At 41.7% G+C, this 24,625-nt stretch carries 21 protein-coding genes and 1 riboswitch; of the genes, 10 read left to right on the forward strand and 11 right to left on the reverse strand.

The annotated features are described in order from the left end of the window. Positions 1 to 56 precede the first annotated feature (56 nt). The gene (gene hisS, locus PRK60_RS00550; RefSeq protein ID WP_102168371.1) at positions 57 to 1,358 is read left to right on the forward strand and encodes a histidine--tRNA ligase; all 1,302 of its coding nucleotides are present in this window, start codon (positions 57 to 59) and stop codon (positions 1,356 to 1,358) included. A 100-nt stretch (positions 1,359 to 1,458) separates the two neighbouring features. On the opposite strand, the gene PRK60_RS00555 is transcribed toward hisS, so the two are convergent. Together PRK60_RS00555 and PRK60_RS00560 are read right to left on the reverse strand one after the other, a co-directional pair. After that, positions 1,459 to 2,634, reverse strand: coding sequence for an MFS transporter (locus PRK60_RS00555; protein ID WP_273646113.1), 1,176 nt, complete (start codon positions 2,632 to 2,634; stop codon positions 1,459 to 1,461). Between the two features lie 223 nt (positions 2,635 to 2,857). Further along, positions 2,858 to 3,799, reverse strand: a complete 942-nt coding sequence (locus PRK60_RS00560) for a LysR family transcriptional regulator (RefSeq protein ID WP_102168369.1) — start codon at positions 3,797 to 3,799, stop codon at positions 2,858 to 2,860. Between the two features lie 130 nt (positions 3,800 to 3,929). Between PRK60_RS00560 and metE the strand changes: the two genes are divergently transcribed. Continuing rightward, entirely contained in the window at positions 3,930 to 6,191 is a 2,262-nt protein-coding gene (gene metE, locus PRK60_RS00565) for a 5-methyltetrahydropteroyltriglutamate--homocysteine S-methyltransferase (protein WP_148444508.1), read from the forward strand. Then, complete coding sequence (gene metF, locus PRK60_RS00570; RefSeq protein WP_148444507.1) at positions 6,192 to 7,037, forward strand: methylenetetrahydrofolate reductase [NAD(P)H]; 846 nt, start codon at positions 6,192 to 6,194, stop codon at positions 7,035 to 7,037. 98 nt (positions 7,038 to 7,135) lie between these two features. Here the strand turns inward: metF and nhaC are convergent, their stop codons facing one another. After that, complete coding sequence (gene nhaC, locus PRK60_RS00575) at positions 7,136 to 8,503, reverse strand: Na+/H+ antiporter NhaC (RefSeq protein WP_273646116.1); 1,368 nt, start codon at positions 8,501 to 8,503, stop codon at positions 7,136 to 7,138. Positions 8,504 to 8,904: 401 nt separating this feature from the next. Continuing rightward, positions 8,905 to 10,230, reverse strand: coding sequence for a nucleobase:cation symporter-2 family protein (locus PRK60_RS00580; RefSeq protein ID WP_273646117.1), 1,326 nt, complete (start codon positions 10,228 to 10,230; stop codon positions 8,905 to 8,907). A 51-nt stretch (positions 10,231 to 10,281) separates the two neighbouring features. Further along, positions 10,282 to 10,380: riboswitch (purine riboswitch) on the reverse strand. Positions 10,381 to 10,462: 82 nt separating this feature from the next. Here PRK60_RS00580 and PRK60_RS00585 point away from each other — a divergent pair. Further along, a complete protein-coding gene (locus tag PRK60_RS00585; RefSeq protein ID WP_102168365.1) occupies positions 10,463 to 11,893 on the forward strand; it encodes a C69 family dipeptidase in 1,431 nt (476 codons plus the stop codon). A gap of 419 nt (positions 11,894 to 12,312) precedes the next feature. Here the strand turns inward: PRK60_RS00585 and PRK60_RS00590 are convergent, their stop codons facing one another. Continuing rightward, complete coding sequence (locus PRK60_RS00590) at positions 12,313 to 13,230, reverse strand: magnesium transporter CorA family protein (protein ID WP_102168364.1); 918 nt, start codon at positions 13,228 to 13,230, stop codon at positions 12,313 to 12,315. Between the two features lie 144 nt (positions 13,231 to 13,374). On the opposite strand from PRK60_RS00590, the gene PRK60_RS00595 reads away from it, so the two are divergent. The 4 genes from PRK60_RS00595 to trxA are packed head-to-tail and all read left to right on the forward strand — an operon-like array spanning position 13,375 to position 16,355. Next, positions 13,375 to 14,352 (forward strand): choloylglycine hydrolase family protein, encoded by a 978-nt coding sequence (locus PRK60_RS00595; RefSeq protein WP_102168363.1) that lies wholly within the window; start codon positions 13,375 to 13,377, stop codon positions 14,350 to 14,352. After that, positions 14,352 to 15,254 carry an RluA family pseudouridine synthase gene (locus PRK60_RS00600; RefSeq protein ID WP_102168362.1) on the forward strand — a complete coding sequence of 301 codons (903 nt, stop codon included), beginning with the start codon at positions 14,352 to 14,354 and terminating at the stop codon, positions 15,252 to 15,254. Before PRK60_RS00595 ends, PRK60_RS00600 begins: the two co-directional genes overlap by 1 nt. Before the next feature lie 22 nt (positions 15,255 to 15,276). Further along, positions 15,277 to 16,038 carry a DUF475 domain-containing protein gene (locus PRK60_RS00605; RefSeq protein WP_102168361.1) on the forward strand — a complete coding sequence of 254 codons (762 nt, stop codon included), beginning with the start codon at positions 15,277 to 15,279 and terminating at the stop codon, positions 16,036 to 16,038. Between the two features lie 2 nt (positions 16,039 to 16,040). Then, positions 16,041 to 16,355 (forward strand): thioredoxin, encoded by a 315-nt coding sequence (gene trxA / locus PRK60_RS00610; RefSeq protein WP_273646118.1) that lies wholly within the window; start codon positions 16,041 to 16,043, stop codon positions 16,353 to 16,355. A 205-nt stretch (positions 16,356 to 16,560) separates the two neighbouring features. Here trxA and PRK60_RS00615 read toward each other — a convergent pair whose 3' ends face one another. The 6 genes from PRK60_RS00615 to trpX form a co-directional block, all read right to left on the reverse strand. Further along, positions 16,561 to 17,898: an MATE family efflux transporter gene (locus tag PRK60_RS00615; RefSeq protein ID WP_102168360.1), complete on the reverse strand. Its 1,338-nt coding sequence runs from the start codon at positions 17,896 to 17,898 to the stop codon at positions 16,561 to 16,563. A 292-nt stretch (positions 17,899 to 18,190) separates the two neighbouring features. Next, positions 18,191 to 18,520 carry an ArsR/SmtB family transcription factor gene (locus tag PRK60_RS00620; RefSeq protein ID WP_003716514.1) on the reverse strand — a complete coding sequence of 110 codons (330 nt, stop codon included), beginning with the start codon at positions 18,518 to 18,520 and terminating at the stop codon, positions 18,191 to 18,193. A 32-nt stretch (positions 18,521 to 18,552) separates the two neighbouring features. After that, a complete protein-coding gene (locus PRK60_RS00625) occupies positions 18,553 to 19,128 on the reverse strand; it encodes a cadmium resistance transporter (RefSeq protein ID WP_102168359.1) in 576 nt (191 codons plus the stop codon). A gap of 74 nt (positions 19,129 to 19,202) precedes the next feature. Further along, on the reverse strand, positions 19,203 to 19,967 hold the full coding sequence (locus PRK60_RS00630) for an ABC transporter ATP-binding protein (RefSeq protein WP_102168358.1): 765 nt from the start codon (positions 19,965 to 19,967) through the stop codon (positions 19,203 to 19,205). Continuing rightward, positions 19,960 to 20,859, reverse strand: a complete 900-nt coding sequence (locus PRK60_RS00635; protein WP_273646121.1) for an ABC transporter permease — start codon at positions 20,857 to 20,859, stop codon at positions 19,960 to 19,962. Before PRK60_RS00635 ends, PRK60_RS00630 begins: the two co-directional genes overlap by 8 nt. Beyond that, positions 20,856 to 21,845 carry a tryptophan ABC transporter substrate-binding protein gene (gene trpX, locus PRK60_RS00640; protein ID WP_273646122.1) on the reverse strand — a complete coding sequence of 330 codons (990 nt, stop codon included), beginning with the start codon at positions 21,843 to 21,845 and terminating at the stop codon, positions 20,856 to 20,858. Before trpX ends, PRK60_RS00635 begins: the two co-directional genes overlap by 4 nt. A gap of 383 nt (positions 21,846 to 22,228) precedes the next feature. Here trpX and PRK60_RS00645 point away from each other — a divergent pair, with 383 nt between their 5' ends. Both PRK60_RS00645 and PRK60_RS00650 read left to right on the forward strand, forming a co-directional pair. Beyond that, positions 22,229 to 23,770, forward strand: coding sequence for an ABC-F family ATP-binding cassette domain-containing protein (locus PRK60_RS00645; RefSeq protein WP_102168356.1), 1,542 nt, complete (start codon positions 22,229 to 22,231; stop codon positions 23,768 to 23,770). A 41-nt stretch (positions 23,771 to 23,811) separates the two neighbouring features. Next, entirely contained in the window at positions 23,812 to 24,594 is a 783-nt protein-coding gene (locus PRK60_RS00650) for a putative ABC transporter permease (protein WP_148444503.1), read from the forward strand. Positions 24,595 to 24,625 lie beyond the last annotated feature (31 nt).

Consider the following 24,625-nt stretch of genomic DNA (forward strand, 5'->3'; position numbering starts at 1 on the left):
ATAAGTCGGTAGACTTACTGAGGAGCCTTTTTGTTTGAAAAGGTGGGTTCTATAATATGGCAAAAGCTAAAGTTAATTATCAACGGCCACGTGGTACTGTTGATATTTTGCCTGGTGAAAGTGAACTATGGCAAAAAGTTGAAAATATTGCACGGAATACATTCGCGGAATTTGGTTATTCAGAAATTCGAACACCGATGTTTGAAGACTATAACGTCTTTGCGCGGAATGTCGGTGACACCTCTGATATTGTTGAAAAGCAAATGTATGACTTTCACGATAAGGGTGATCGTCACATTGCTTTACGACCAGAAGGAACTGCTGGAGTTGTTCGGGCTTATGTACAGAACAAGTTATTTGGCCCTGAATATGCTAAGCCATACAAGGTTTATTACATGGGGCCAATGTTCCGTTATGAACGACCAGAGTCAGGACGCCAACGTCAATTTACCCAAATTGGTTGTGAAGCCTTAAATAGCGAGTCACCACAAATTGATGCGGAAGTTATTCTTGAAGCATTAATGTTCTTTAAGCGGCTTGGAATTTCAGGGTTACGGGTTGCCATCAATACACTTGGCGATAAAGAAACCCGTGATAACTACCGCCAAGCTTTGATTGACTACTTAAAGCCACATTATGATGAACTTAGTGATGATTCTAAGGAACGTTTATATAAGAACCCATTACGTGTCCTTGATAGTAAGGATGAGACCGATAAAAAGATTGTTGCGAATGCCCCTTCAATCCTGGATTCATTGAGTGATTACTCTGCCAAGTACTTTGATTCAGTAAAGAGGATCCTTGATAAATTTAATGTTGACTATGTAGTTGATAATGAAATGGTTCGGGGATTGGATTATTATACTCACACTATTTTTGAAATTATGTCTAACTCGCCAGTATTTGGTGGTGGTTACACGACAATTTGTGGTGGTGGTCGCTACAATGGATTGATTTCGCAAATTGGTGGTCCTGACGAGGGCGGTATTGGTTATGGTATTGGAGTTGAACGATTACTTCTTCTGTTGAGACAAGAAAATAAGAGTTTTGTTCCACAGCCCGGACTGGATTTATTCTTTGCCACTGTTGGCGAGGAGGCAGATGAATTTGCCTTTGAATTAATGGAACCGCTTCGTAATATGGGAATCAAAGTCGATAAGGATTATCAAGGCCTGAAAGTTGGTACTCAAATTAAGGAAGCAAGCCGGCGAAACAGTAAGTACTTTGCTGTTATTGGTGACAATGAAGTTTCGTCAAAGGAGATCGAGTTAAATCTCACTGAAGCGGACAGCAGTGAGAAAGCACGGAAAGTATCTATTGATGAACTTTTGAGTGATCCAGAAAAGTATTTGAAGTAATATCAAATTATTGCACAATAGCAATGAAATAAATGGACAATAAGAAGAGCAATGATCAAGACGGACACTTGGTCATTGCTCTTCTTATATATTAATAGGGTTATTTAAATTTGAGGTAGAGATGATTAGTAATCACAATCGGTATAAAAGTGACTAACATTAATAGGAAGGCAGTAATAAATAGGACGTTATATGAATAGGCCTCAATGATGATTCCACCAAGAAGAGGACCAATTGCCCGACCGATAGAAACGGTACTGCTAATGAGACTTTGATATTTGCCAGATTTACTAATCGGCGTTATCTCAGAGATCCATGCTGGAATTCCTGGGATACTAAGCATATCGCCAATAGTTAAAACGATAAAATCAAGGGTAAAGCCCAGTAATGTATGAATAAACGGTAGAAAAAGGAAAGAAAAAGTGAAAAGAAGTAAACCAATATAAATTTGGATATGTAATTTAATGTAGGGAGCAAAATAACTAATGATTGGTTGACCTACAATAATAATTGCTCCATTCAAAGTCCAAAGCAGACTATATGCTACAAATGGAATCCCCAGATTGGTTATATGAACGGACATGATGCTTTCCCAAAGTGCATACGCTAAGTAGATCATGATTAGATGAATGAAAATTGCATAGATAATAACTTCTCTAAGGGATCGGTGACTACTATTTTCCTGAGAATTTGTATTCTGCTTTTTCTTTATTTGTCTATGAAGAGGGACATTAAAGCAAAAGAGGACAGTTAATAGGAAGATAATGTAAAAACATGAAGCAACAATAAATGTCAATCCAATACTAATTGGGTATAGGATTCCTACCAGTAATGTTCCTAAAACAACCCCAACGTTAAATGCAAGGCATACCATGTTGTAAACAAAGCGGGCATCTTTGCTTGGAATAAAGTTGCCATATGAATTAATAACGGAGGCACAGATCCCGTCTCCAAAACTAACAAAACAGATTAAAATTGGGAAAGCAGGCCAATTATGACAAAAAATCATTAAAATAATTGCAACAGTAGCGATAATAGCGCCCCAAACGCTGGTAAAATACGCATTCCAACGATCAAATAAATAACCACCGATATAGTTTCCCACTATCATAGTGATGGACATGATGAAAAGAACAATTCCGGCAACGGTTAATGATTCTCCGAGGTGCTTATTGATAAAGACTGTTGTTAACGGCCAAAGAAATGCTGCACCTGTACTATTTAATAAACTTGCTAAAGCTAACCATTTTAGCTGAAGTGTCTTAGCTTTAGGCATAGAAAATTCCTCCTTATAAAGGAAGCGCTCACCTTTATTCTATTATAAAATGGGTTAGAGTGCGAGCCAGCAAAGATGACTAGAACTTTATGAATATAAAGTTCAGTCAGCTACTGCGGAGAGAGGTCGTTATCTTGAGGGAGCTTAGGCTGAACGCGTTTTGGCGCTACCGCCGAGAAACATCATTTAAGCATAAAAGAGGCGTGGACCGTAATTAAACGATTCACGCCTTGTCGTCATTCTCCCCAATAATCTTAAACCCGTAATCACGAATATGATTTTTAAGCAACTGAATAAATTTCAGACTTAACTGGCTTGGCACAGTATGCTGATGTTGAGCAATCCCGATTGTTATGGGATCGTCAAGCTCCAAGGGAATAGCGACAATCTTGTCATCATTAAGCTTGCTGCTAATGATTCCTGAACTGATGGTGTAGCCATTTAACCCGACCATTAAGTTGAAAATGGTTGCCCGGTCACTAACCTTAATCTCCTTTTTATGACTCAAAGTTGACTGAATCTCCTCGGAAAAGTAAAAGGAATTATTTTCACCTTGCTCAAAAGAGAGGTAGGGAAGCTCGGTCAGATCATCAAGGCTGATTGAGTGTCGTTTTGCAAGTGGATTATAACGGCTTAAAAAGACGTGTGGCTTAGCAACAAAGAGTGGCGTGAATTTGAGGCCGTTTTCCGTTAACAATTTATTGATAATTCGCCGGTTAAAATTATTGATATAGAGTATACCTAACTCACTCTTAAAAGTTCGTAGATCATTAAAAATATTTTCGGTTTCCGTCTCACGGAGAGTGAACTTATAAGTTGGTGAATTGATTTCCTTGATTAATTCTACAAAGGCATTAACAACGAAAGCATAGTGTTGTGCGGAAACAGCGAAGGACTGGTGAAGCGCTTGCTGATGTTTGAAGCGGTCATCAAGTAGACGAACTTGGTCCAGAATTTGTTTGGCATAATTCATGAATTCGCGCCCGTCAGCAGTTAAACGTACTCCCGAGTTACTTCTTTGAAAGATCGTGATTCCCATTTCTTTTTCTAAATCCTTGATCGCGCTTGAGAGACTTGGTTGGGTAAGGTAAAGTCGTTTAGCCGCTTCGTTAATTGAGCCAGTTTCAATCACGGCTTCTAAGTATTCTAATTGTTTAATTCTCATTGGTCTGATCCCTTTTTATTTGCATTATAGTCTTTGCCTATATCCAGTTCAAATATTTAACAGTTATTCAATAGCGAGAATCCATGGTAGATTATTAGACAAATAAAAAGGCGAAAGAGATGAACGAACGATGACAACAACTACGATTATTGGCTTCCCCCGGATAGGTGAGAAGCGGGAATTGAAATTTGCTACTGAAAAATACTTTAAGAATAAAATTAGTCAAGAAGAGCTACGGACAACGGCAAAGAAACTAAGGAAAAATAACTGGGAACTTCTTCAGCAGGCGGGAATTGATGCAATCCCGAGCAATGACTTTTCATATTACGACCAAACTTTGGACGCTGCTTTCCTCTTTAATTTAGTTCCCCAAAAAGTTCAGGATTTGCCGCTTTCGGAACTAGATAAGTATTTTGCCTTAGCACGAGGCTACCAGGGCAAAGAGGGAAATGTTTTAGCTTGGCCAATGAAGAAGTGGTTTAACACTAATTACCACTACCTCGTTCCGCAGCTTAATCAGGACACCCAATTTAAGCTAACTGGAAATAAAATTTTTGCGGAGTTTGAAGAAGCAAAAGAATTAGGGATCATTACCCGCCCTGTATTGATTGGTCCCTTTACATTACTGAAGCTAAGTGAATATCAAAATGTGACTGCTCATGACTTTATTAATGACGCTGTAACTGCCTATAAAGCAGTTTTTGATCGACTTGCAGACAGCGGGGCGCAATGGATTCAACTTGATGAACCGGCTCTCGTTAAGGATTTAACTACTGAAGATCGCCAACTATTTAATGAACTTTACCAGCCACTATTAAACGCTAAAGGAAAATTAAAGGTTCTCCTGCAGACTTACTTTGGTGACGTTCGGGATATTTATGACGACCTGATCGAATTACCGTTTGATGGTCTTGGCCTTGACTTTGTTGAGGGAAAACAGACGCTTCAATTAGTTCGTCATCATTTTCCGGAAGACAAGATTCTTTTTGCCGGAATTGTTAACGGAAAAAATATTTGGCGGAACCATTATGATAAGAGTTTGACGCAACTCAAGAAAGCTGGAGTGAAAAATCTTATAGTTAGCACCTCTTGTTCGTTACTCCATGTGCCAATTACAGTTGAAAATGAAAACTTTGAGCCAGCTGTTAAAGAGCACTTTGCATTTGCTGTAGAAAAGTTAGCTGAGCTTAAAGAGCTTGCAGCAATCTACGAAGGTTCTGCTAAAGAAAAGCTTCGAGCTAATCAGGAATTGTTTGCGAAGCAGCGAGTTCAGGAGGATGCTGAATTACATGAGCAAATTGCAAACCTGAAGGATGAAGACTTTGTTCGTCAACCAGCTCGTCAGGTACGAGAAAAGATCCAGAAAGCAGAATTTCACCTACCACTTTTACCAACCACAACGATCGGCTCCTTCCCACAAACTAAGGAAGTTCGGCAGACTCGTCGTCAGTTCCGTCGCCATGAAATTGATCAAAAACAATACGACGACTTTATTAAGGGAAAGATTGACGATTGGTTAAAGTGGCAAGAAAAGATCGGACTAGATGTTTTGGTACATGGGGAATTTGAACGGAATGATATGGTTGAATACTTCGGCCAGCACCTTTCGGGATATATCTTCTCCAAGAATGCATGGGTTCAATCATACGGAACCCGCTGTGTTAAGCCGCCAATTATTTGGGGTGATGTTAAACGACAACAGCCAATTACCATTAAGTGGTCCAAGTACGCTCAAAGCCAAACCAAAAAGCTGGTTAAGGGTATGCTGACAGGACCGGTAACCATCCTGAACTGGTCATTCCCCCGTGAAGATATTAGCTTAAAGGAATCAACTCTTCAGTTAGCTTTGGCTATCCAAAAGGAAGTCCTTGACCTAGAAGCTAACGGGATTAAGATCATTCAGATTGATGAAGCGGCCTTGAGAGAAAAACTGCCGCTGAGGAAATCTGATTGGTATTCTGAATACTTGAACTGGGCCATTCCAGCTTTCCGCTTAGTCCATAGCAAGGTCAAACCAGAAACCCAGATCCATACCCATATGTGTTACAGCGAGTTTTCCGATATTGTTCCGGCAATTGATGCGATGGATGCCGACGTTATTTCCTTTGAAGCTTCACGTTCTAATTTGGAAATCTTGGATACACTGAAGAAACAACATTTTGAAACGGAAGTGGGGCCTGGAGTTTATGATATTCACTCACCACGAATTCCATCCGTTGACGAGGTGAAGGCAACAATCAACCGGATCCTTGCTAAGATTGCTGCTCCAAAGGTCTGGATTAATCCAGACTGTGGTCTAAAAACCCGTGGTGTTGAGGAAACAAGGGCTAGTTTAGCCAATGTAATTGAAGCAACTCGTGAAGTTCGTCGTCAGTTAGGAGAGGGTGATTAAATGACAACTTTATCATACGAAGTTTTTCCGCCTAATTCGATGGTGGGGATCAATCATCTTAACCAGGTACTAACATCTTTGCGTGATCTTTCCCCGGATTTCATCAGTGTCACTTGTAACAGCAATACAAAACAGCTTGCTCATGAAACAGTTAGGGTAGCTGATTACGTTGAGAACGATTGTCAGGTACCAGCAATGGCCCATCTTCCTGCTTGGTATCTCAGCCGGGAAGACGTTGATCGGATCTTGGAACAATTGCGAGTATGCCATGTCGATCGGGTACTGGTGTTGCGAGGCGATGAACGACCAAATTTGGAAAAGAAAACTGACTTTGCTCATGCTAGTGATTTGATTGCTTATATCAAACAAAACTATCCTGACTTCCAAATTACCGGAGCTTGCTACCCGGAGAAGCATCCCGAGTCACTGAGTATGGTAGATGAAATTCAACATTTAAAACTAAAGGTTGAAGCGGGATGTGACCAAATAATTACCCAGCTTTTCTTGGATAATCACAGTTATTATCGGTTCCGTGAACTGTGTGCCATTGGCGGGATTGATGTACCAATTATTGCGGGGATTATGCCAGTCGTTAATGAACGACAAGCTAACCGAATTTTGCAAACTAGTGCGGTGACAGTTCCGGAGAAGTTTAAGGATATTCTGGCAAAATATCATAACCACCCCCAAGCATTGAAACAAGCTGGAATCACCTATGCAATTGATCAAATTGTTGATTTAGTGACCAATGACGTGTCCGGGATCCACCTTTACACGATGAACCACTCAGATACTGCCCGCCAGGTTAAGCAAAACATTGGCTCGCTTTTCCAAGTTTGTTGCTAAGGGGAGATTATTGACGGTAAAAAATTGCCTGGGAAATCAATGAAGAAAACTGCTAACGTCCGATGAGACACTAGCAGTTTTCTTCTATTATTTAGTATTTAATTTTTAGCGCGCTTCAAGCCAATCCCAGTAAATCCGCTAATAACGGAGAAGACTGGTGAGAAAAGACTGAAGAATGCAAATGGCAAGAAGTGGAGAACCGGTACGCCAAGAGTGGAAGCGGCAAACATCCCGGCAACTCCCCATGGGATCAGGTAGTTAATAACACTACCACCATCTTCAAGGACCCGACTAAGGGCTAATGGAGAAAGCTTCATATCCTTAAAGGCAGTCTTAAAAGCTCGTCCTGGAAGAATTACTGAAAGGTATTGTTCACCAACGAAGAGGTTCACCCCAATTCCAGAAAGAATTGTAGTCAGAATTAAGCTCCCTGGAGTCTTAAGGTGCTTAACAAGGGGATCCATTGCAGATTGGATAACGTTAAATTGCATTAAGATCCCCCCAAGAGAAAGGGTCACAATAATCAAGGAGACCGTTCCCATCATACTGGTAATTCCACCACGAGAAAGAAGAGCATTAACTGAAGCATCATTAGTATGAGCAACGAATCCTTCACTAATCAAGTTAGTTAATGATTTCAGAGAGGTGTGCGGATCTTGAATGAAAATCATGATTACGGTCACAATGATATTGATGAACAGAGTGGGGATGGCTGGGACATGACGCCAAGCACAGGTGAAGAGTAACGCGATTGGTAGCAAGGCCCACCAGCTAATACTGAAGTTGTTCATCAATGCTTGAGTAGTGTGAACGATCTTACTGGAGTTCATCCCGCTACCGCTTTGACCAATAATCCAGAAGAGGATAAATGAAACGATGAAAGATGGGATGGTGGACCACATCATGTTCTTAATGTGGGCAAATAAGTCACTACCGGCAATTGCGGAGGCCAGGTTGGTAGAATCAGATAGTGGCGACATCTTATCACCAAAAACCGCACCAGAAATAATTGAACCGGCAACTAAAGCCGGGTTAATTCCCATTGCGTGACCAACAGCGAAAAGTGCTAACCCAATTGTTGAAATGGTGGTAAAACCACTCCCAATTGAAACCCCAACTAGTGAGCAGACGAGGAAAGTAGAAGAAACGAACCACCGTGCGCTGATAATCTTAAAGCCGATTACCATAATTGATGGAATAATCCCAGCTTTAATCCAAACGGCAATTAGAGCACCAATTAGGATGAAGATAAAAATTGGAATAATTGCTGTACCGATCCCATCTTGGATTCCCTTATGAAGGTCATCCCAGGAAGCTCCCCGTAGTTTTGCCCAAAGCATGATTAAGGCGATGACGAAGAGGACTGGAATCTGTGGGGAGAGCCCAAACTTAATAACGGCTATTCCCAAAATAACTAACATAATTAGTAGGATACTAACTGCTTCACTAAACTTAATTGACTTCATAATTCAAATCTCCCTTATAAAATTTATTTATTGGTTATTATTTGAAATGAAGTTGATAACGGATAATGCCACCACAATTTTTCATTTTTTTGCTCCTCCTTAATGAACTGCTTGCATAAAAAATCCCGCTGATGAAAAGATTCATCAACGGGACGATTTATTAACCGCGGTACCACCCACATACGTATTGATCTAATACGCTCTCGTATCAGGTGGTAACGACACTGAGTATGGCCGAGCAATCTTAAACTCGCGATAATTCATTAACTCCGCCTGACCGGTTCGCACATCCCCACCGGCTCTCTGACACCGAACGAAGCAACTACTGAAACGATAATTGTTGAAATTATTCTAGCGTGACCAAATTAAATTGTCAATACTATTATTAAAATTTAATGAGATTAATCTTTGGCCAGTTTTTCCTTCCCGTAACCGTTGAAGAGCAGGTTAAGAACAACAGCAGCAACACTACCGACAACCACACCGTTTCCCATCATAATCTGAAATTCGGTTGGTAGGAATTGAAAAATATGTGGATACATGGTTACACCTAACCCTAAACCAACAGAAACTGAGGCAACCAGGATATTTCCGTTATCAGTAAAGTCAACCTTATGTAGAATTTGAATCCCTTGAACCCCAACGATCCCGAACATAACAATCATGGCACCACCAAGAACCGGATCGGGAATAACGGTCGCAAGTGCACCGGCCTTGGGAAGCAATCCCAGAAGCAACAGCATAAAGGCGGCGTAGTACACTGGTCGACGGGTTTTAACCCCAGACATCCGAATAACACCAACGTTTTCGGAGAAGGTTGAGTAGGGGAAGGTATTAAAGAGACCACCAAGAATTGCGGCAATTCCTTCAGCACGGTAACCCCGCTTGATGTCATCGCTTGTAAGCTTTTGTCCGGTAACTTCACTCAGGGCAAAGAAGACTCCCGTAGACTCGATCATCGTTGTCAAAGAGACCAGGATCATTGTAATCATGGCGCTCCCGTTAAAGTGTGGGACACCAAAGAAAAATAGTTGCGGGGTGTGAAGCCAGGCAGCTTCAGAAACCGGCTTTAATGAAACCATCCCCATTGCGCCAGCAACAAAGGACCCGATTAAGATCCCTAGCAGGATGGCGATTGACTTTAAGAAACCCTTTGCCCAGGCATTAAGAAGCAGGATTACCGCAATCGTGACGAAACCGATGAAGAGGTTTCTGGGATCACCAAATGAGTGAGCAGTTGGTGTTCCTCCACCAAGATCCTGGAAACCGACCGGAACCAGGGTAAAACCAATGATGGTGATTAACGAACCGGTAACGACTGGTGGAAAAAGCTTCTTTAATCTAGAAAAGACTCCAGCAATCAGAAAAACAAAGATTCCGGCAGCAATGATTGCTCCGTACATATAAGTGATTCCCAGCTTACCCCCAATTGATTCCAGCGGGGTTACTGATTGAACGGCACAGCCTAGAACAACGGGAAGCCCAATCCCGGTTAGCGGCGTCCGCTTTAATTGAAGGAGCGTTGCAATACCACACATGAAAATGTCGATTGAGACCAAGTAAGTCATCTGGATGGTTGAAAAGTGCAAGTAACTACCAATTAGCAACGGGACAAGGACATCTCCCGAATACATTGCTAATAAGTGTTGAAAACCAAGTACCAGATCTTTAGGCGAAAATAAAACTTTTCGTTGGTGAGTGTTATTTACTGAACCTGTTTCGTCCACGATTAATCCTCCAATAAAAAAGAGACTGCTAACAACTGTCGCGGTCCCTACAAAACTAGTATTATTGCTTATAGTCCAAAGTTTAAGGCTTTGGGTAGAGACTCACCGACCATATTACGGTATTATATAGGCATATAGTGTTGTTATCCTACCACGACTTGAAAAAGCAAACAAGTCGATTAGGTTAAAAGTGTTATTATAATAGTAAACGCAACCGAAAGGACGGGACAAAATGAGCGTCAAAAAAATGAGCAGTTGTACTGCAATGTTAGTTGGTAAAAACGCGTCAATTGATGGTTCAACCATGATTGCACGGAATGAAGATTATTACGATGGTGTTAACCCAAAGACTTTCCAGGTATACCCTGCTAAGGACTATACTGGTGAACACTTTAAGTCAACCTACAATGGCTTGGAAGTTGACTTGGATGGTCAAGGTTGTCGTTTTACCGCCACAACAAATGGCGATATTAATAACGGCCGGTGGGATGAACAAGGGATTAATGAATATAATGTTGCGATGAGTGCATCCGAAACCGAAATGACTAATCCGCGAGTACTAGGTCACGACCCGCTTGTTGAGAAGGGTGTCGACGAAGACTCAATGGTTTACCTTGTTCTGCCGTTTATCAAGAGTGCCCGTGAAGGTGTCCAACGCCTTGGTCACTTAATCGAAACTTACGGGACCGGTGAAAGTAACGGAATTGCATTTAGTGATAACAATGAAGTTTGGTACTTTGAAACTGCTGGTGGTCACCAGTGGGTTGCTCAACGAATTCCGGATGATGCTTATGCAATTTGTCCTAACATTATGTGTATCGAAGAGGTTAACTTTGAAGATCCAGACAACTTTATGTTTGCCCCAACAATCCAACAATTTGTTCAAGATAATAACCTAAATCCATATCCTGGCAACTTCAACTTCCGGAAAATTTTCGGAACTAATGATGAAGCTGATCAATACTACAACACTCCACGTTCATGGTACGGTCAAAAACTATTTACCCCATCAGTTGAACAAGAACCAACCAGTTTGGACATTCCGTTCATTCAGCGGGCAGAGAAGAAGCTGGCTGTTGAAGATGTTGAATACTTCTTGTCATCACACTACAATGGCACGCCATATGATCCAACCGGTTCGTATGCTTCTGGTGATGAAAAGGATCAAAAGAAGTTCCGTTCAATTGCTTTAGACCGGAACCAAAGCTCATGCATTTTACAAATTCGGAATAATGTTCCAGCAGAATGTGCCGCAATTCAATGGATTAACTTCGGCTTCTTTGCATACAGTCCATATGTTCCATTCTTTACCAACATTAATGCAACACCGGCATCATACGATCACGCTGGCAACAAGGTTGATGACAGTGCATACTGGCTACAAAAGCAGCTTGAGGTAATCGTTGAACCCCGTTACCATGAATTTATTAACGAGGTAAATGCTTTCCGTGATGCTTCACAAAGCTATGCCGTTAAGCGAATTGATATGATTACCGCGATTGCCAAGACAAAGCAGGGGGATGCCGTTACCGACTTCCTTACCAAGCGGAATGAAAAGACCGCTACCCACGCCATGGACGCTACCAAAGATCTCCTCAACAGCCTCATCCACCAATCCCTCTTAAACTCCAAGTTCCAGTTCGAGAGAGGGGATAACTATTAAAAGAGTGCGAGCCAGGAACTTGCGGAAAGCTAACAATTTCTCCCGACTGGATGCTGAAAGCATCTGGGAGGGAGGTTGTTAGCTCTAGCAAGTTCCTGGCGAGCAGATTTCTACTTTGTTGCAGTAGAACGCTAGCTCTAACCACACAAAAAACAAAGCCTAAGTACACAGCCATTCAAGCTTATGTACTTAGGCTTTTCTAATGCCACCGAGCCAAAACGCGTTCGCAGGGAAGACCCTATAGATAACAACCATAGTGATAACGTGCTTCGTCCACGCTTCCTAGCTTCTACTTCAACTGAGTCAAAACGCGTTTGCAGGAAAGCCCCTATAGACAACAAACTCCCTCCCAGATGCTTTCAGCATCCAGTCGGGAGAAATTGTTGTCTTACGGGCCTTCTTAGCCTGCTCACGCTCTATTATTTCCACCAATCTTTTCTAATCAGGAAGACGGCGCAGAGGACCATTAGGAGGATTGCAATTACGATGGTAATAATCCAGGAATAGCTCTTGTTAGCTAGTGGTAGGGCAACGTTTTCACCATAAAAGCCGGCGACGATGGTGGGGATGGAAAGGAGAATTGAATAGATTGTTAAAAACTTCATTGTTTGGTTTAGATCACTATCCAGGACCTTGCTGTAAGCATTTGAAACTCGAGCGGAAACGTCAGAAGTCATCTGTGCCATTTCCAATCCTTGCTGGGCTTCAACAATGACATCATCAAGGTCATTCCTTTGCCGGGTCGACATGATCGGGTTCATTCGGCGTTCGAATTCTTCCAGTAGTGAAACATTTCCCTTTAATGAGGTAAGCATGTAGACCAACCCAGTTTCAATTTCCATAAATTCAGTAATGGCTTTTCGTCCGGTACGTCCTTGAAGCGAGCGCTGGATTTGTTGCCGCTTTTGGTCAACCCGGCGTAACGGACCAAAGTAATCGGTTGACAAGCGATACAGGACGGCAAGAACCAGATTTAATTTTTCAACGACGGTATCACGATTCTGTAAACGTTTGAGTTGGTTAGCGATAATTCCGTTAACAAAGTTAGTCTTGGCATTTGTAAATGTGATCAGATTGTTATTCGTTAACATAATACCGATCGGTGCGGTCTGTGGGGCAGTTACTTCGTGAGTTGGAACATAGACATCAAAGATCAGTAAAGTAACTCCAGCATCTGGATCGACTTCAACCCGAGCTTTTTCATAGGGGTCGATGGCATAGTCAAGTAGCTCCTTAGTAACCTCATACTTTTGGATAAGATCCTGTCGCTCATGGGGGAGTGGTTCAAACACACTGATCCACCAGCTATGAGCGTTGATTCTCTCCGTACTTAACATTGCCGTTCATCCCCCTTGTGTAAATCGCTTATAATCCTATTCAACTATTTTAGCAGAGAAAAGTAAAGCAGTCTGAGAACAAAATGATAACTATTTCCCGGGAAATCAGATAAACTTAAGATAAAAAATGGGAGGTAAACGATCATGTGTACCAGTATTTACCAGGTAACATTGGATCACACTCACTTGTTGGCGCGAACAATGGATTGGCCGATCTTGGCAGTTTCGCCATTATTTGTTCCTCGGCAATTTAAGTGGGCTACCGCATTCGATCACCGGATTTATACAAATAAATATGCAATGGTTGGCGGAGGGAGTCTTTCTGCAACCCGGATCGATGTATCAGATGGGGTTAATGAGCATGGACTAATGGCACAGAAACTGACATTTGCTAACGGGGCACACTACGTAGATGAGCGTAATCAGGGGAAAGTTCAGCTTGCAGCGTATGAATTTATCTTTTGGCTTCTCGGTAACTTTCGGACCGTTGCTGAAATTGAGGAGCACCTCGATGAAGTTGAATTAATGAGTGAAAAGAATAGTGATACCAAGTATGGCAATCCAGAACTTCATTTTGCGGTTGCTAATCGAACGGGAAGAATTGTTGTGATTGAGCCAACCCAGAACCCATTAAGAGTAATTGAAAATCCCTTAGGCGTAGTAACTAACAGTCCTGATTTTGAAAAGCAGCTTCACCAAATGGAAAAGTATGTTGAGTTTACTCCTGAGTTTAACGAACATCGTGTTCCACTTAATACACCGCGCGTAACGACTGGCCGTCTTTCAGGAAAGACCAATCCGCCAGGTTATTATTCGCCAAGTGCGAGGTTCGTTCGGGCTGCTTACTTAAAGGAACGATCAGATGTCCCACAAGATGAAAAGCATGGAGTGATCAGTGAGTGGCATCTCTTAGATAGTGTAACGGTGCCGCAAAATACTCGTCACCAGAGCACCTATTCCGTGTACCGCGCAGTGACAGTCGCTGAGAGTCGCAGTTATTACTTTCAACCATACCACCGCGGCGATATTACAAAATTGCAACTAACTCCAGAAATGCTCAGTTGGGATAAGCCCAAAGTCTACCATGTTCCTGACCAATTAACTGTTCGGGAGGTTAAGTAATGACTAACTATCAATGGCAAATACGGGAACAGTTAACCGCTAATCAGCCAGTGATTTCCATTCGTGAACTGTTACAGCGACAATGGCTCCTTCCAAACCGTTTTGTTCACTATCTGCGTAGTCGTCGTCAAGTGTTGGTGAATAGCAAGTACCATCCAATGAATACGGAAGTTCACCCTGGAGATCAGGTAATGTTGCAATTTAGAGGTGATGAGTTCCGTCATCCGGGTAATAATCAGTACATTCCAACAAGCAATCCCAAGTTAGCTGTCCTGTATGAAAATCGTGACTTACTAGTTGCTAATAAACCACGGGGTCAAAAGAGCCACCCTAATGAAACGGGAGAAACTGGAACACTAATGAACGATGTTGCTGGATATTTACACCATCAAGCATATATGGTTCACCGAATTGATCTGCAAACTAGCGGAGCAGTAATTGTGGCGAAAAATCCGGTTGTGGTGCCAATCTTAGACCGATTAATTAGTCAAGGAAAAATTCATCGGGAGTATCTAGCATTAGTTGAAGGGCAAATCAAAGGTAGTGGTGAGTGGGACTGGCCAATTGGAAATGACCTGAGTGATATTCGGAAAAGAAAGGTTAATGGCGAGCGTTCACAGCGGGCACAAACTTTTTATCAAACGGTTAAGAGTAACTCAAAGTACTCGCTGGTTGATTTGAAATTGGGAACGGGAAGAACGCATCAATTAAGAGTTCACCTTGAATATAGTGGTCATCCAATTGTGGGAGACCCGATTTATAATCCTTCCTCGTTAGCTAAAATGTACTTACACGGGTACAAACAACAGTTAGTGGTACCGTTTAGTAATCAGAAAATTACAATTACCGCTCCTCTTCCTGACTATTTTAGTCAAGATCTGGTAAAATACCATTTAGAATAGAGAATTTAAAGGAGGACATTGATTGTCACTTTTAGAAAAGCTTTATGGTCCATTCTTTGATGGTCATAATTGGGCAATGGTAATTACTTCGGGACAGGATTGGTTGATTATTCTTTCCTTAGTATTAATTGAGTGTTTGCTTTCGGTCGATAACGCGATTGTGTTAGCGGCCCAAACACGAGTTTTACCAACGCTAAAGGAACAAGAAGAATCACTCTTCTACGGAATTTGGGGTTCGTACATTTTCCGGTTCCTGGTTATTGGGTTAGGGACCTATTTGATTCATTTCTGGGAAATTAAAGTTCTTGGTTCTGTTTACCTAATGTACTTAGTGTACCGATTCTTTAGTGCCAAGTTTTCTCATAAGCAAAAGAAAGAGAAAAAGCCGTTAATTCATCGTTTAGGCGGAAAATTGACGGGAAGAAAATTATTTTGGTCGGTAGTTGCCCAGATTGAAATGATGGACATTATTTTCTCAATTGACTCCGTATTAGCATCTTTGGCAATTTCAAATAATCCAGTAATCGTCTTAATCGGTGGTATTATTGGGATTGCATGTATGCGTGGTGTTGCCGAAGTTATTATGAAGTTAATGCGCAAGATTCCAGAACTGGAACCAATGGCGTATGTCTTAATTTTCATTATTGCAATTAAGCTCTTCTTAACCATTCCGGCAATCGACATCGAAATACCATCTGGCTACTTTGGGGCGTTTGTCCTCATTGTCTTTGTCGCTACGATGATCATTCACTATCTCCGTCAACCAAAACGAAAGGAAAAATAGCAATGGCAACAGTTGTGACTGACCAGACTTTTGCTGAGTTAACTAGCTCTGCTCCAGTAGTGGTGGTTGACTTCTGGGCTCCGTGGTGTGGGCCCTGCAAGATGATGGCTCCGGCATTGGAAAATCTTGAAAAAAAGTATGCCGGTAAAATTAAATTTTTGAAATTAAATGTTGATGATAATAAAAAAATGGCTGCCAAGTACAAAGTAATGAGCATCCCAACCCTAATCCTTTTTCGGGATGGCGTTGCTAAAGAAAAGGTAACGGGCTTCTACCCTGAGGTAAAGTTGGATCATTACTTTTCAAGGAAAATCTAAAAAGGGAGCGTGACAGAAGTCATTTATGACTTCGTTTTCACGCCCCCGCGAGCGCAAATAGGGTTCCAGAGTTCGGTTATACCGGACACTGGAACCCATTTGCGTACCGCGCTGTTCGTATTTGAACTTGGTAAAAGTACTTATGTCACAATCCCTTTTTTAGTTTTCTTTTATGACGAATCAATTAGGTTTTCCAACAGCTTTATTATTCAGTGCTCTTTCTATTAAAGTGTGGTTCATAGACTTTGTAGAAGATTAGCCCCAAAATCAAAGTTAGTACGTCTGAACATGCTTGAGCAGCTAAGATTCCCGTATAGCCAAAGAAATGAGCCAGGATTACGATAGCTAGGCCAAAGATTAACCCTTGACGACTGAATGATAGCCAAAATGCTGGAGCAGCCTTTCCCATTGACTGGAAAGCGGTGGTAAATACTAGGATTATCCCAGCTAAAGTAGTTGTTATAGATAACCAGCGAAGCATCAAGGCACCTTCTTTAACGATTACCGGATCATTCATAAAGATGCGAATTACTTCAGGGGCAAAAATAAGAAGGAGTATTGTTAAGACAATGTTAATTGTAGAAATAACGAATAAATCAAAATGGATAATTTCGTAAAAGCGTTTTTCGTTTCGGGCACCATAAGCATAACCAATTAATGGTTGGGCACCGAAAGCAAAGCCAACCATGATCATAATAATGATTGAATTAGCTTTCATCGCAATCCCCATCGCAGCAACGCTATTAGCTCCATATGAAATTAAGTAGCGATTAGTCATGGCTGTTGCGAAGGAAACCATAATATTGGTAATCGATGCGGGAATTCCGATAGCATAGATCTGAATTTGATGATGCCAGCTGATTTTAGTCTCATGAATTGAAGTTGTCAGCTTTTTACTTTTCGTTCTGAGATAGTAAACCATAATGATGTCTGCAATTACACTTGAAGTGACCGTTGCCAGGGCTGATCCGGCAGCTCCTAATCCACAGGTGAAAATAAAGATCGGATTAAGGAAGATGTTAATGATCGTCCCCGCCATCGAGGCAATCATTGACTGGATCGCTAGGCCTTCTGTTCGGAGAATATTGGTTGGCGATAACCCGAAGATGATAAATGCCGCTCCCCAGGCGATTACCAGGTAATATTCACGGGCGTACTTCCAAGTATTAGCTGAAGCACCGAGCAGGTGAAGAATTGGATTTTGAAAAACTAATAGGATGATTGTAACAACAATTCCACAGGCGATTGAGTAATAGAAAGCGTAGCCGGAAACGTTTCTTGCAAGGTGGTCCTGATGCTCGCCGAAAAGCCGTGAAATTAATGAACTACCACCAAGACCGAAAATATCACCAATCGCAATCATCAAGGTGAAAGTTGGGGCTCCCTGAGATACTCCAGCAACTAGATCAGGGTTACCAGTCTTAGAAACAAAGAAGGTATCAACCAGATTATAAATAAGCGTTACAGCCATGCTTAACACTACTGGTAGTGCAAGAGTAAAATAGGCCTTTTTAATCGAAGTACGCTCAAATAGGTTATTCACAAATAATCCTCCCGTTAAAAATTGTTTAAATTATTAAAGAGACCAAGAATGCTCTTAGCCTCTTATTATCTTAAAGGATATTGATATTGTAGTGCAAGGAGACTCGTACTTTCTCTCAAACGTGCTCAGATTAACCTTCCTCGAGCTAATCGTTTCCACTGCAATATAGCAAAGAACTGCTCACCGCGACCGGCCACCTCCGTCTAACTATCCCGTCCTTGATTGCAAGACAATCATCGTCCGGGATTCCTTAGTACTAGGTGGCTAGTCCGTCGAGGTTCGCACTCTCTCCCTAATATAAATTCTTTGGATGGGGTTCGCCTTTAATTTCGTGTTTAACGTGGGCAATCATGTCATCCGTTAATTCCATAATGTGAGGATCGTCAAGGATGTAGAAGACACGGGTGCCAGAGCGACGGGAACAAACCAGTTGGTAACGCCGGAGGATTCCGAGTTGTTTAGAAACCACTGGTTGGGCAAGGCCAAGATCATTAACAATTGTTTTTACATCAACCTCATCAGTTTGATGACGGAGATAGTAGAGAATTTTGATTCTCGTGCTATTGCTTAATACTTTGTAGATCTTTGCCGCTTCGTTAATTAAGACATCTGGTTGTTCCACAGGTGAAGGCCTCCATCGCTTTTTGATGAATATTATACCAGACCAACCCACTGTGCCAAGTGACGGATCAGCCCGCTATCAAAGAAGACATATATTCCGACTCCAATGTAGATAATTTTCATTAACAGTTCGCTATATTTATCCATGAACTGGGCGACTGGTGGTAATTTACCAATTTCCTTAATCAAAATTACAACGAGAATGGTGAGAATAAGAATGAAACTCAATGCCAAGCCAAAGTGACCGAGGGGAATTCCTGTTAGGATTGGTAAAAAGATCGAGAGATTACAACCAGAGCAAACTGCAAGGTATGTTATGAGAACAATCAAAATTGGTGATCGAGTGGTCGATTGGTGGTTGGAATCTTCATCGTTATCATGGAGTGCCATGTAAATTGGTAAGATTCCAAGGAAGCCGAGGAGCCATTCAGGAAGGAAAAGCGTAAGAACCTTACCAGCAGCAAAGCTAGCAGTGACCAGGAGTGCGACACCAATCACGTAACCGATGATAACGTCTCGCAATGGGTATTTATTGACCAGACAAAGCAAGATAAAGAAGAAGTCTAGATTGACAGCAATAAAGGTAACAAAAAGAAGCCAGTAATTCATGATTTAAACCTCCAATATTCCAAAAACGATATATTTCATTATTAATATATATCATTTTTGGAATATTAACAAGGCTATTCTTCAAAATAGGTATAAAGTTTGTCAGTGGTGAGCTGTTGTTTTGCTTCACCTTTAAAGTCGGCTTTAATTTGGCCGTCTTTTAGGACAATTAACCGATTACCATATGTTAAGGCATCTTCTAGGTGATGAGTAATCATCAAAGCCGTCAGGTGATCCTGATTGATCCGCTCATCAGTGGCATGGAGAAGATTTAAACTCGTATGTGGATCAAGAGCAGCGGTATGTTCATCCAATAAAAGAATATCAGGACGCTTAAGAGTAGCCATTAAAAAGCTAAGTGCTTGCCGTTGGCCGCCAGAAAGTGCTCCGGTTGCGGTGGTCATTCGGTTTTCTAACCCGTTGTTCATTGTGGCAGCTAATTTGGTAAACCGTTCCATGTTTTGCTTTAGTTTTCGCAAAACCAGGTGACGTTTTTCACCACGCTTTGTTGCGAGCAGCATATTTTCAGCGACGGTCATCCGGGGAGCTGTCCCAAGCTTGGGATCCTGAAAGACGCGGGCAAGAAAGGACGTTCGTTGTTCTTCGGTTGAGCGGGTGATGTCCTTGCCATTATGAAGAATTTGCCCGCTATCAGCATGGAGGTTTCCACCAATAACATTGAAGAGGGTTGACTTACCGGCCCCGTTAGTGCCGACAATGGTAATAAAGTCACCTTCGTTAATTTTTAAATTAATCCCTTTGAGGATCGTGGTTTCGTTTGCAGTTCCCTTATTAACAACTGTCTTGACATTTTTTAATTCTAAAATGGGCTTACTCATGTGGTTGCACTCCCTTCAAGATTGGCTTTTTTAAATTAACAACCTTTTCCAATTGCGGTAGCATCATGCAGATTGCAAGAACAATCGAAGAAATTAAGTTGAGGTCGTTAGCGGAGAAGCCGAGTTGTAATACTGCTAATAGAATTAAGCGATAGATGATTGAACCAAGAGTCACAGCAACGAGTCGCTGATTAAGAGTGAGGTCACCAAAGGCTACTTCACCAATAATAATTGAAGCTAAGGCAATAACGATGGTCCCAATCCCTATGTTAACGTCAGCATAGCCATTGCTTTGGGCAACGAGGGCACCACAGAGAGCAACCATCCCGTTAGAAACCATTAAGCCAACATTAATCATTTTGTCAGTGTGAATTCCTAATGACTTTGCCATTGTGGGGTTATCCCCGGTTGCAATGAATGCTTGCCCATAATCAGTGGCGAGAAAGATCATCATCAGAATAGTTACAATGATGATCACAATTAAGCCGACTGTCACGCTATCAAAGAATTGGGGAAGTTGACGAAGAAAATTACCATTAAAAAGTGTTGGCTTTCCCAATAATGAGATGTTAGATTTCCCCATGATCCGTAAATCAACGGAGTAAATCGCGGTCATGGTCAGGATTCCAGCTAAGAGGCTTGGGATCTTTCCCTTAGTATAAAGAAGACCGGTAATTAGACCAGCAATCATTCCAGCACCGATCGCCAATAACGTTGCTAAAAACGGGTTAATGCCGTTTGCAATGGCGGTAACTGCAGTGGCGGCACCAAGAGGGAAAGTTCCTTCAACTGTCATATCACAAAAATCAAGGATCCGGAATGTGAGGTAGAGGCCAAGACCGAGTAATGCCCACAATAATCCTTGACCGATAGATGAGACGATTAGATTCATTTGTATACTTCCCCCTTTGTTTGTGCTTCGTGTTCGAACTGGGCAGGAATTTGTAAGTGGAGTTTTTGTGCCTGCTTAAGGTTAAGGACTGGTTCACCGCGACGAACGTATTCGACTGGAAGGTTACCAACTTTCTTTCCTTTAAGGACTTTTACGGTCATTTTTGCTCCCATTACACCAAGCTTGTATTGGTTAACGCTGTATGTAGCAACCCCGCCTTGCTTAACCATGGTGTCAGTAGCAGGGAAAACGGGCTTATTAGCAGCATCCGCGTTCTTTACCAGTGTCTGCATTGCTCCAGCAACCGTGTTATCGGTTGGAACAATCACCGCGTCGACCTGACTTACCATTTGTTGGGAAACCTGGTTTAAATCGTTACTGTTCGAGATCGAGTACGCTTTTAGCTTAATGTCCATCTTCTTGCATTCACGAGCAATTTGGTGGTAGCCAGTAACACCAGAGCTGTCATTAGAAGTGTAAATTACCCCGAGAGTTTTGAGGTTAGGAACGAATTGCTTGATTAAGGTTAGTTGCTGGTGAACTGGTGCTAAATCGGAGACACCGCTAATGTTGCCACCAGGATGCTGGTTATTCTTCACTAGGCCGGCTCCTTGAGGGTTAGAAACCCCACCGAGGATGATTGGCGTCTTAGTGGTAGAATTGGCGAGCGCTTGAGCAGCGGGGGTAGTAATCCCAAAGAGAACCGTTGGATTGTTATTCGTTAATGTATTGGCCATTGTTTTAAGATTACTCTGGTCACCATTGGCATTCTCGTATTCAATTTTAATGTTCTTCCCGTTGTGGTAACCTTCCTTAGCCAGCTCATCGACATACCCCTTGTAGATTTGATCTAAGGCAGGGTGGTGCATCAAGGTTAATGCCCCGACTTTTGGAACCCGCTGCTTAACAACACCGCCGTTTTCGGTGAAAAAGGCAATCCCGAGAAAGCCAAGCAGCAGAATAATGACTGCGGACATTCTTTTCATAAAGATAAAACTCCTTCCCTAAAGAAAAAACGGGGAACCACATGCAAAGGGCTCTCCGCTTTTGAAAAAAGAAAAGCCTGCATGTAGGATCCATGCAGACTGAATAAATGATCACTTCTCAGCCGGCACAGATGCAATCTGTCATCTCAGGTTGCATCCATGACGAACTCAACCCGAATTACCGGCTTTGCCAAGTATTTAACTTGATGGTGTGAGACATAATCATTTAACATTCTCCGTTCACTTAAGATTGCTTATAGTTTAGCGAAGGATGATCTGGATGTCAAGGTGAAAATGAGATTCCTTTAATAATCAGTTTGGAGAGGAATTTGATTTGTGTTACCATATTAAGCAGTTTAAACGGAAAAATGAGGAGAGAAGACATGGCAGTATTAGATGTCAAGGGATTGACAATGAGTTATGCGGATAAGCAACTCTACGATGACGCTAGCTTTCAGCTTGAAAAACATGAGCATATGGGAATTATTGGTCAAAATGGTGCTGGTAAAAGTACCTTAATTAAGATTTTGATTGGGAAAGTCCTTCCGGTGTCGGGAACGGTAACTTGGGCTAAGAACGTTAAAATTGGTTACTTAGACCAGTACGTTGATATTCCTAAGGGGATGACTCTGATCAAGTTCCTTCATACCGCCTTTGCTGATCTTTATGAAATCAATGACCGGATGAATAAGCTGTACGAAGAATATGCTCAAAAGATGGATGATGAACTGTTAACTAAAGCAGGTCGGCTCCAAGAACAATTGGATGCTCATAATTTCTATGATATTGAGACCGAAGTTGAGCGAGTAATGAATGGGTTAGGGTTAACCGAAATTGGGAAGGATCACGTTGTCTCTGAAATGAGTGGTGGCCAACGTTCTAAGATTATCTTAGCGAAGATGTTACTTGAGCAACCGGATGTAATCCTGCTTGATGAACCTACTAACTACCTTGATACGGCCCACATTGAGTGGTTGATTGACTACTTAAACGACTTCGATGGTGCAGCGATGATCATCTCTCACGATTATGATTTTTTGGAACAGGTAACGAATACGATTTGTGATGTTGCCTTCGGGAAAATTACCAAATATCGGGGGAGCTTTGAACAGGCAATGCGACAAAAGGAGGAGCGCAAGGAAACCCAAGAGCGGGAATACGAAAAACAACAGGTTGTTATTGAAAAGGCTGAACGGTTTATTCGAAAAAATAAGGCGGGGTCAAAATCAACGATGGCTAAGTCGCGGGAAAAGATGCTGGCCCGGATGAAGCGGATTGATCCACCGACAGATAATTTAAAAGCAACTTTTAAGTTTCCGTATGAAAATACCGGCTCCGCGAACGCGCTTCGGGTCGAAAACCTTTCCGTTGGTTATGGTCATCCATTGTTAGCACCGGTGACATTTTCAATGACGATGGGAGAAAAGCTGCTTTTCACAGGATTTAACGGTGTTGGGAAGTCAACGTTGATTAAGTCGATTTTAAAGAAAATTCCTGCTCTTGGTGGAACAGCAACTTTTTCACCATCCGCTAAGGTTAACTACTTTGATCAGGATCTTGAATGGGATGACCCGTCATTAACCCCATTACAGACAATTCAAAATATGTTCCCAACGATGCAGCCCAAAACTATTCGGCAAAAGCTAGCTCGGGCAGGAATTAATGCGGCAAATACAATGAAGCCGTTACACCTGCTTTCAGGTGGCGAACAAACGAAGGTTAAGCTGGCAATTTTAGAGTTAACCCCGTCTAACTTTTTGATCATGGATGAACCAACAAACCACCTTGATGATGAAACTAAGGAAGGATTGAAAACGGCATTACAAAATTTCCCGGGAAATTTAATTTTAGTTAGTCACGAACAAAGTTTCTATGAAGGCTGGCTTGATAAGATCCTGAATGTTGAAAAACTTAGCTTAAAGTAAAAAATATGAGACAATAATTGATGAAGGGAGGGTGCCGGACCATGCATTACTCAATTTCAGAAATTATTGTCTTATTTTTTACCTATTCGGTAGTTGGCTGGTTATGGGAAACCTTTTATTGTTCGATTAAGGATCATCACTATGCCTACCGTGGATTCCTTTTTGGTCCATATTGTCCAGTTTATGGATTTGCTGTTACCACGATTTTAATTACAGCGGAACCCGTTAAAAATAATTTAATTCTCCTATTTATTGTTGGCTTTATCGTTGCTAGCATCTTTGAATATTTTGCGAGTCTCTTTTTGGAGAAAGTCTTTCATATGAAGCTCTGGGATTATTCTAAACTGAAAGGAAACATCCAGGGAAGAGTTGCTCCAGAAATATCATTGTTCTGGGGGATCGGTGTGGTTTTCTTAGTTAAGTACATCCAACCTTTTATCCAGCGAATAATTAATTGGGAAGAAGCACGGACGCACGGTTGGCTGGCTGTTATAATCGTTCTTGTAATGGGCACTGATACGATTTTGACGATGTTCAGTGTTCACCGACTTCATACATCTACTAAACAATGGGATAACCGGATTAATCAACGGTTTGAACACTTGCATGAACTAATCCAAGAAGCCAAGCCTGCGGAAGAACATCGCTTAAAGCAGCGGCTGGCTAATTGGCGGGCAGAGATCATTAATAGTGAAGATACGCGACGGTTTAACCAGCACCTTTCCTGGAACCAACGTCGGCTGATTAGGAGCTTCCCAAAGATGAAGGTTACTGATGCAAAACACTTTAATGATGTTAAAAAGGACTTATTAAAGAAGTTTTAAAACTTCTCGCTTTATAATAAATGATTGTTTA

Origin of the sequence: Limosilactobacillus portuensis (assembly GCF_028607025.1) — a bacterium.
Lineage (GTDB): Bacteria > Bacillota > Bacilli > Lactobacillales > Lactobacillaceae > Limosilactobacillus > Limosilactobacillus portuensis.

What these genes read in the sequence shown, in the direction of transcription:
- PRK60_RS00600 (WP_102168362.1), top strand. Translation starts at nt 14,352, where the DNA reads ATGACTAACTATCAATGGCAAATACGGGAACAGTTAACCGCTAATCAG.
- PRK60_RS00635 (WP_273646121.1), bottom strand. Translation starts at nt 20,859, where the DNA reads ATGAATCTAATCGTCTCATCTATCGGTCAAGGATTATTGTGGGCATTA.
- PRK60_RS00625 (WP_102168359.1), bottom strand. Translation starts at nt 19,128, where the DNA reads ATGAATTACTGGCTTCTTTTTGTTACCTTTATTGCTGTCAATCTAGAC.
- PRK60_RS00590 (WP_102168364.1), bottom strand. Translation starts at nt 13,230, where the DNA reads ATGTTAAGTACGGAGAGAATCAACGCTCATAGCTGGTGGATCAGTGTG.
- PRK60_RS00650 (WP_148444503.1), top strand. Translation starts at nt 23,812, where the DNA reads ATGCATTACTCAATTTCAGAAATTATTGTCTTATTTTTTACCTATTCG.
- hisS (WP_102168371.1), top strand. Translation starts at nt 57, where the DNA reads ATGGCAAAAGCTAAAGTTAATTATCAACGGCCACGTGGTACTGTTGAT.
- PRK60_RS00555 (WP_273646113.1), bottom strand. Translation starts at nt 2,634, where the DNA reads ATGCCTAAAGCTAAGACACTTCAGCTAAAATGGTTAGCTTTAGCAAGT.
- nhaC (WP_273646116.1), bottom strand. Translation starts at nt 8,503, where the DNA reads ATGAAGTCAATTAAGTTTAGTGAAGCAGTTAGTATCCTACTAATTATG.
- PRK60_RS00595 (WP_102168363.1), top strand. Translation starts at nt 13,375, where the DNA reads ATGTGTACCAGTATTTACCAGGTAACATTGGATCACACTCACTTGTTG.
- metF (WP_148444507.1), top strand. Translation starts at nt 6,192, where the DNA reads ATGACAACTTTATCATACGAAGTTTTTCCGCCTAATTCGATGGTGGGG.
- trpX (WP_273646122.1), bottom strand. Translation starts at nt 21,845, where the DNA reads ATGAAAAGAATGTCCGCAGTCATTATTCTGCTGCTTGGCTTTCTCGGG.
- PRK60_RS00630 (WP_102168358.1), bottom strand. Translation starts at nt 19,967, where the DNA reads ATGAGTAAGCCCATTTTAGAATTAAAAAATGTCAAGACAGTTGTTAAT.
- PRK60_RS00560 (WP_102168369.1), bottom strand. Translation starts at nt 3,799, where the DNA reads ATGAGAATTAAACAATTAGAATACTTAGAAGCCGTGATTGAAACTGGC.
- PRK60_RS00585 (WP_102168365.1), top strand. Translation starts at nt 10,463, where the DNA reads ATGAGCGTCAAAAAAATGAGCAGTTGTACTGCAATGTTAGTTGGTAAA.
- trxA (WP_273646118.1), top strand. Translation starts at nt 16,041, where the DNA reads ATGGCAACAGTTGTGACTGACCAGACTTTTGCTGAGTTAACTAGCTCT.
- metE (WP_148444508.1), top strand. Translation starts at nt 3,930, where the DNA reads ATGACAACAACTACGATTATTGGCTTCCCCCGGATAGGTGAGAAGCGG.
- PRK60_RS00645 (WP_102168356.1), top strand. Translation starts at nt 22,229, where the DNA reads ATGGCAGTATTAGATGTCAAGGGATTGACAATGAGTTATGCGGATAAG.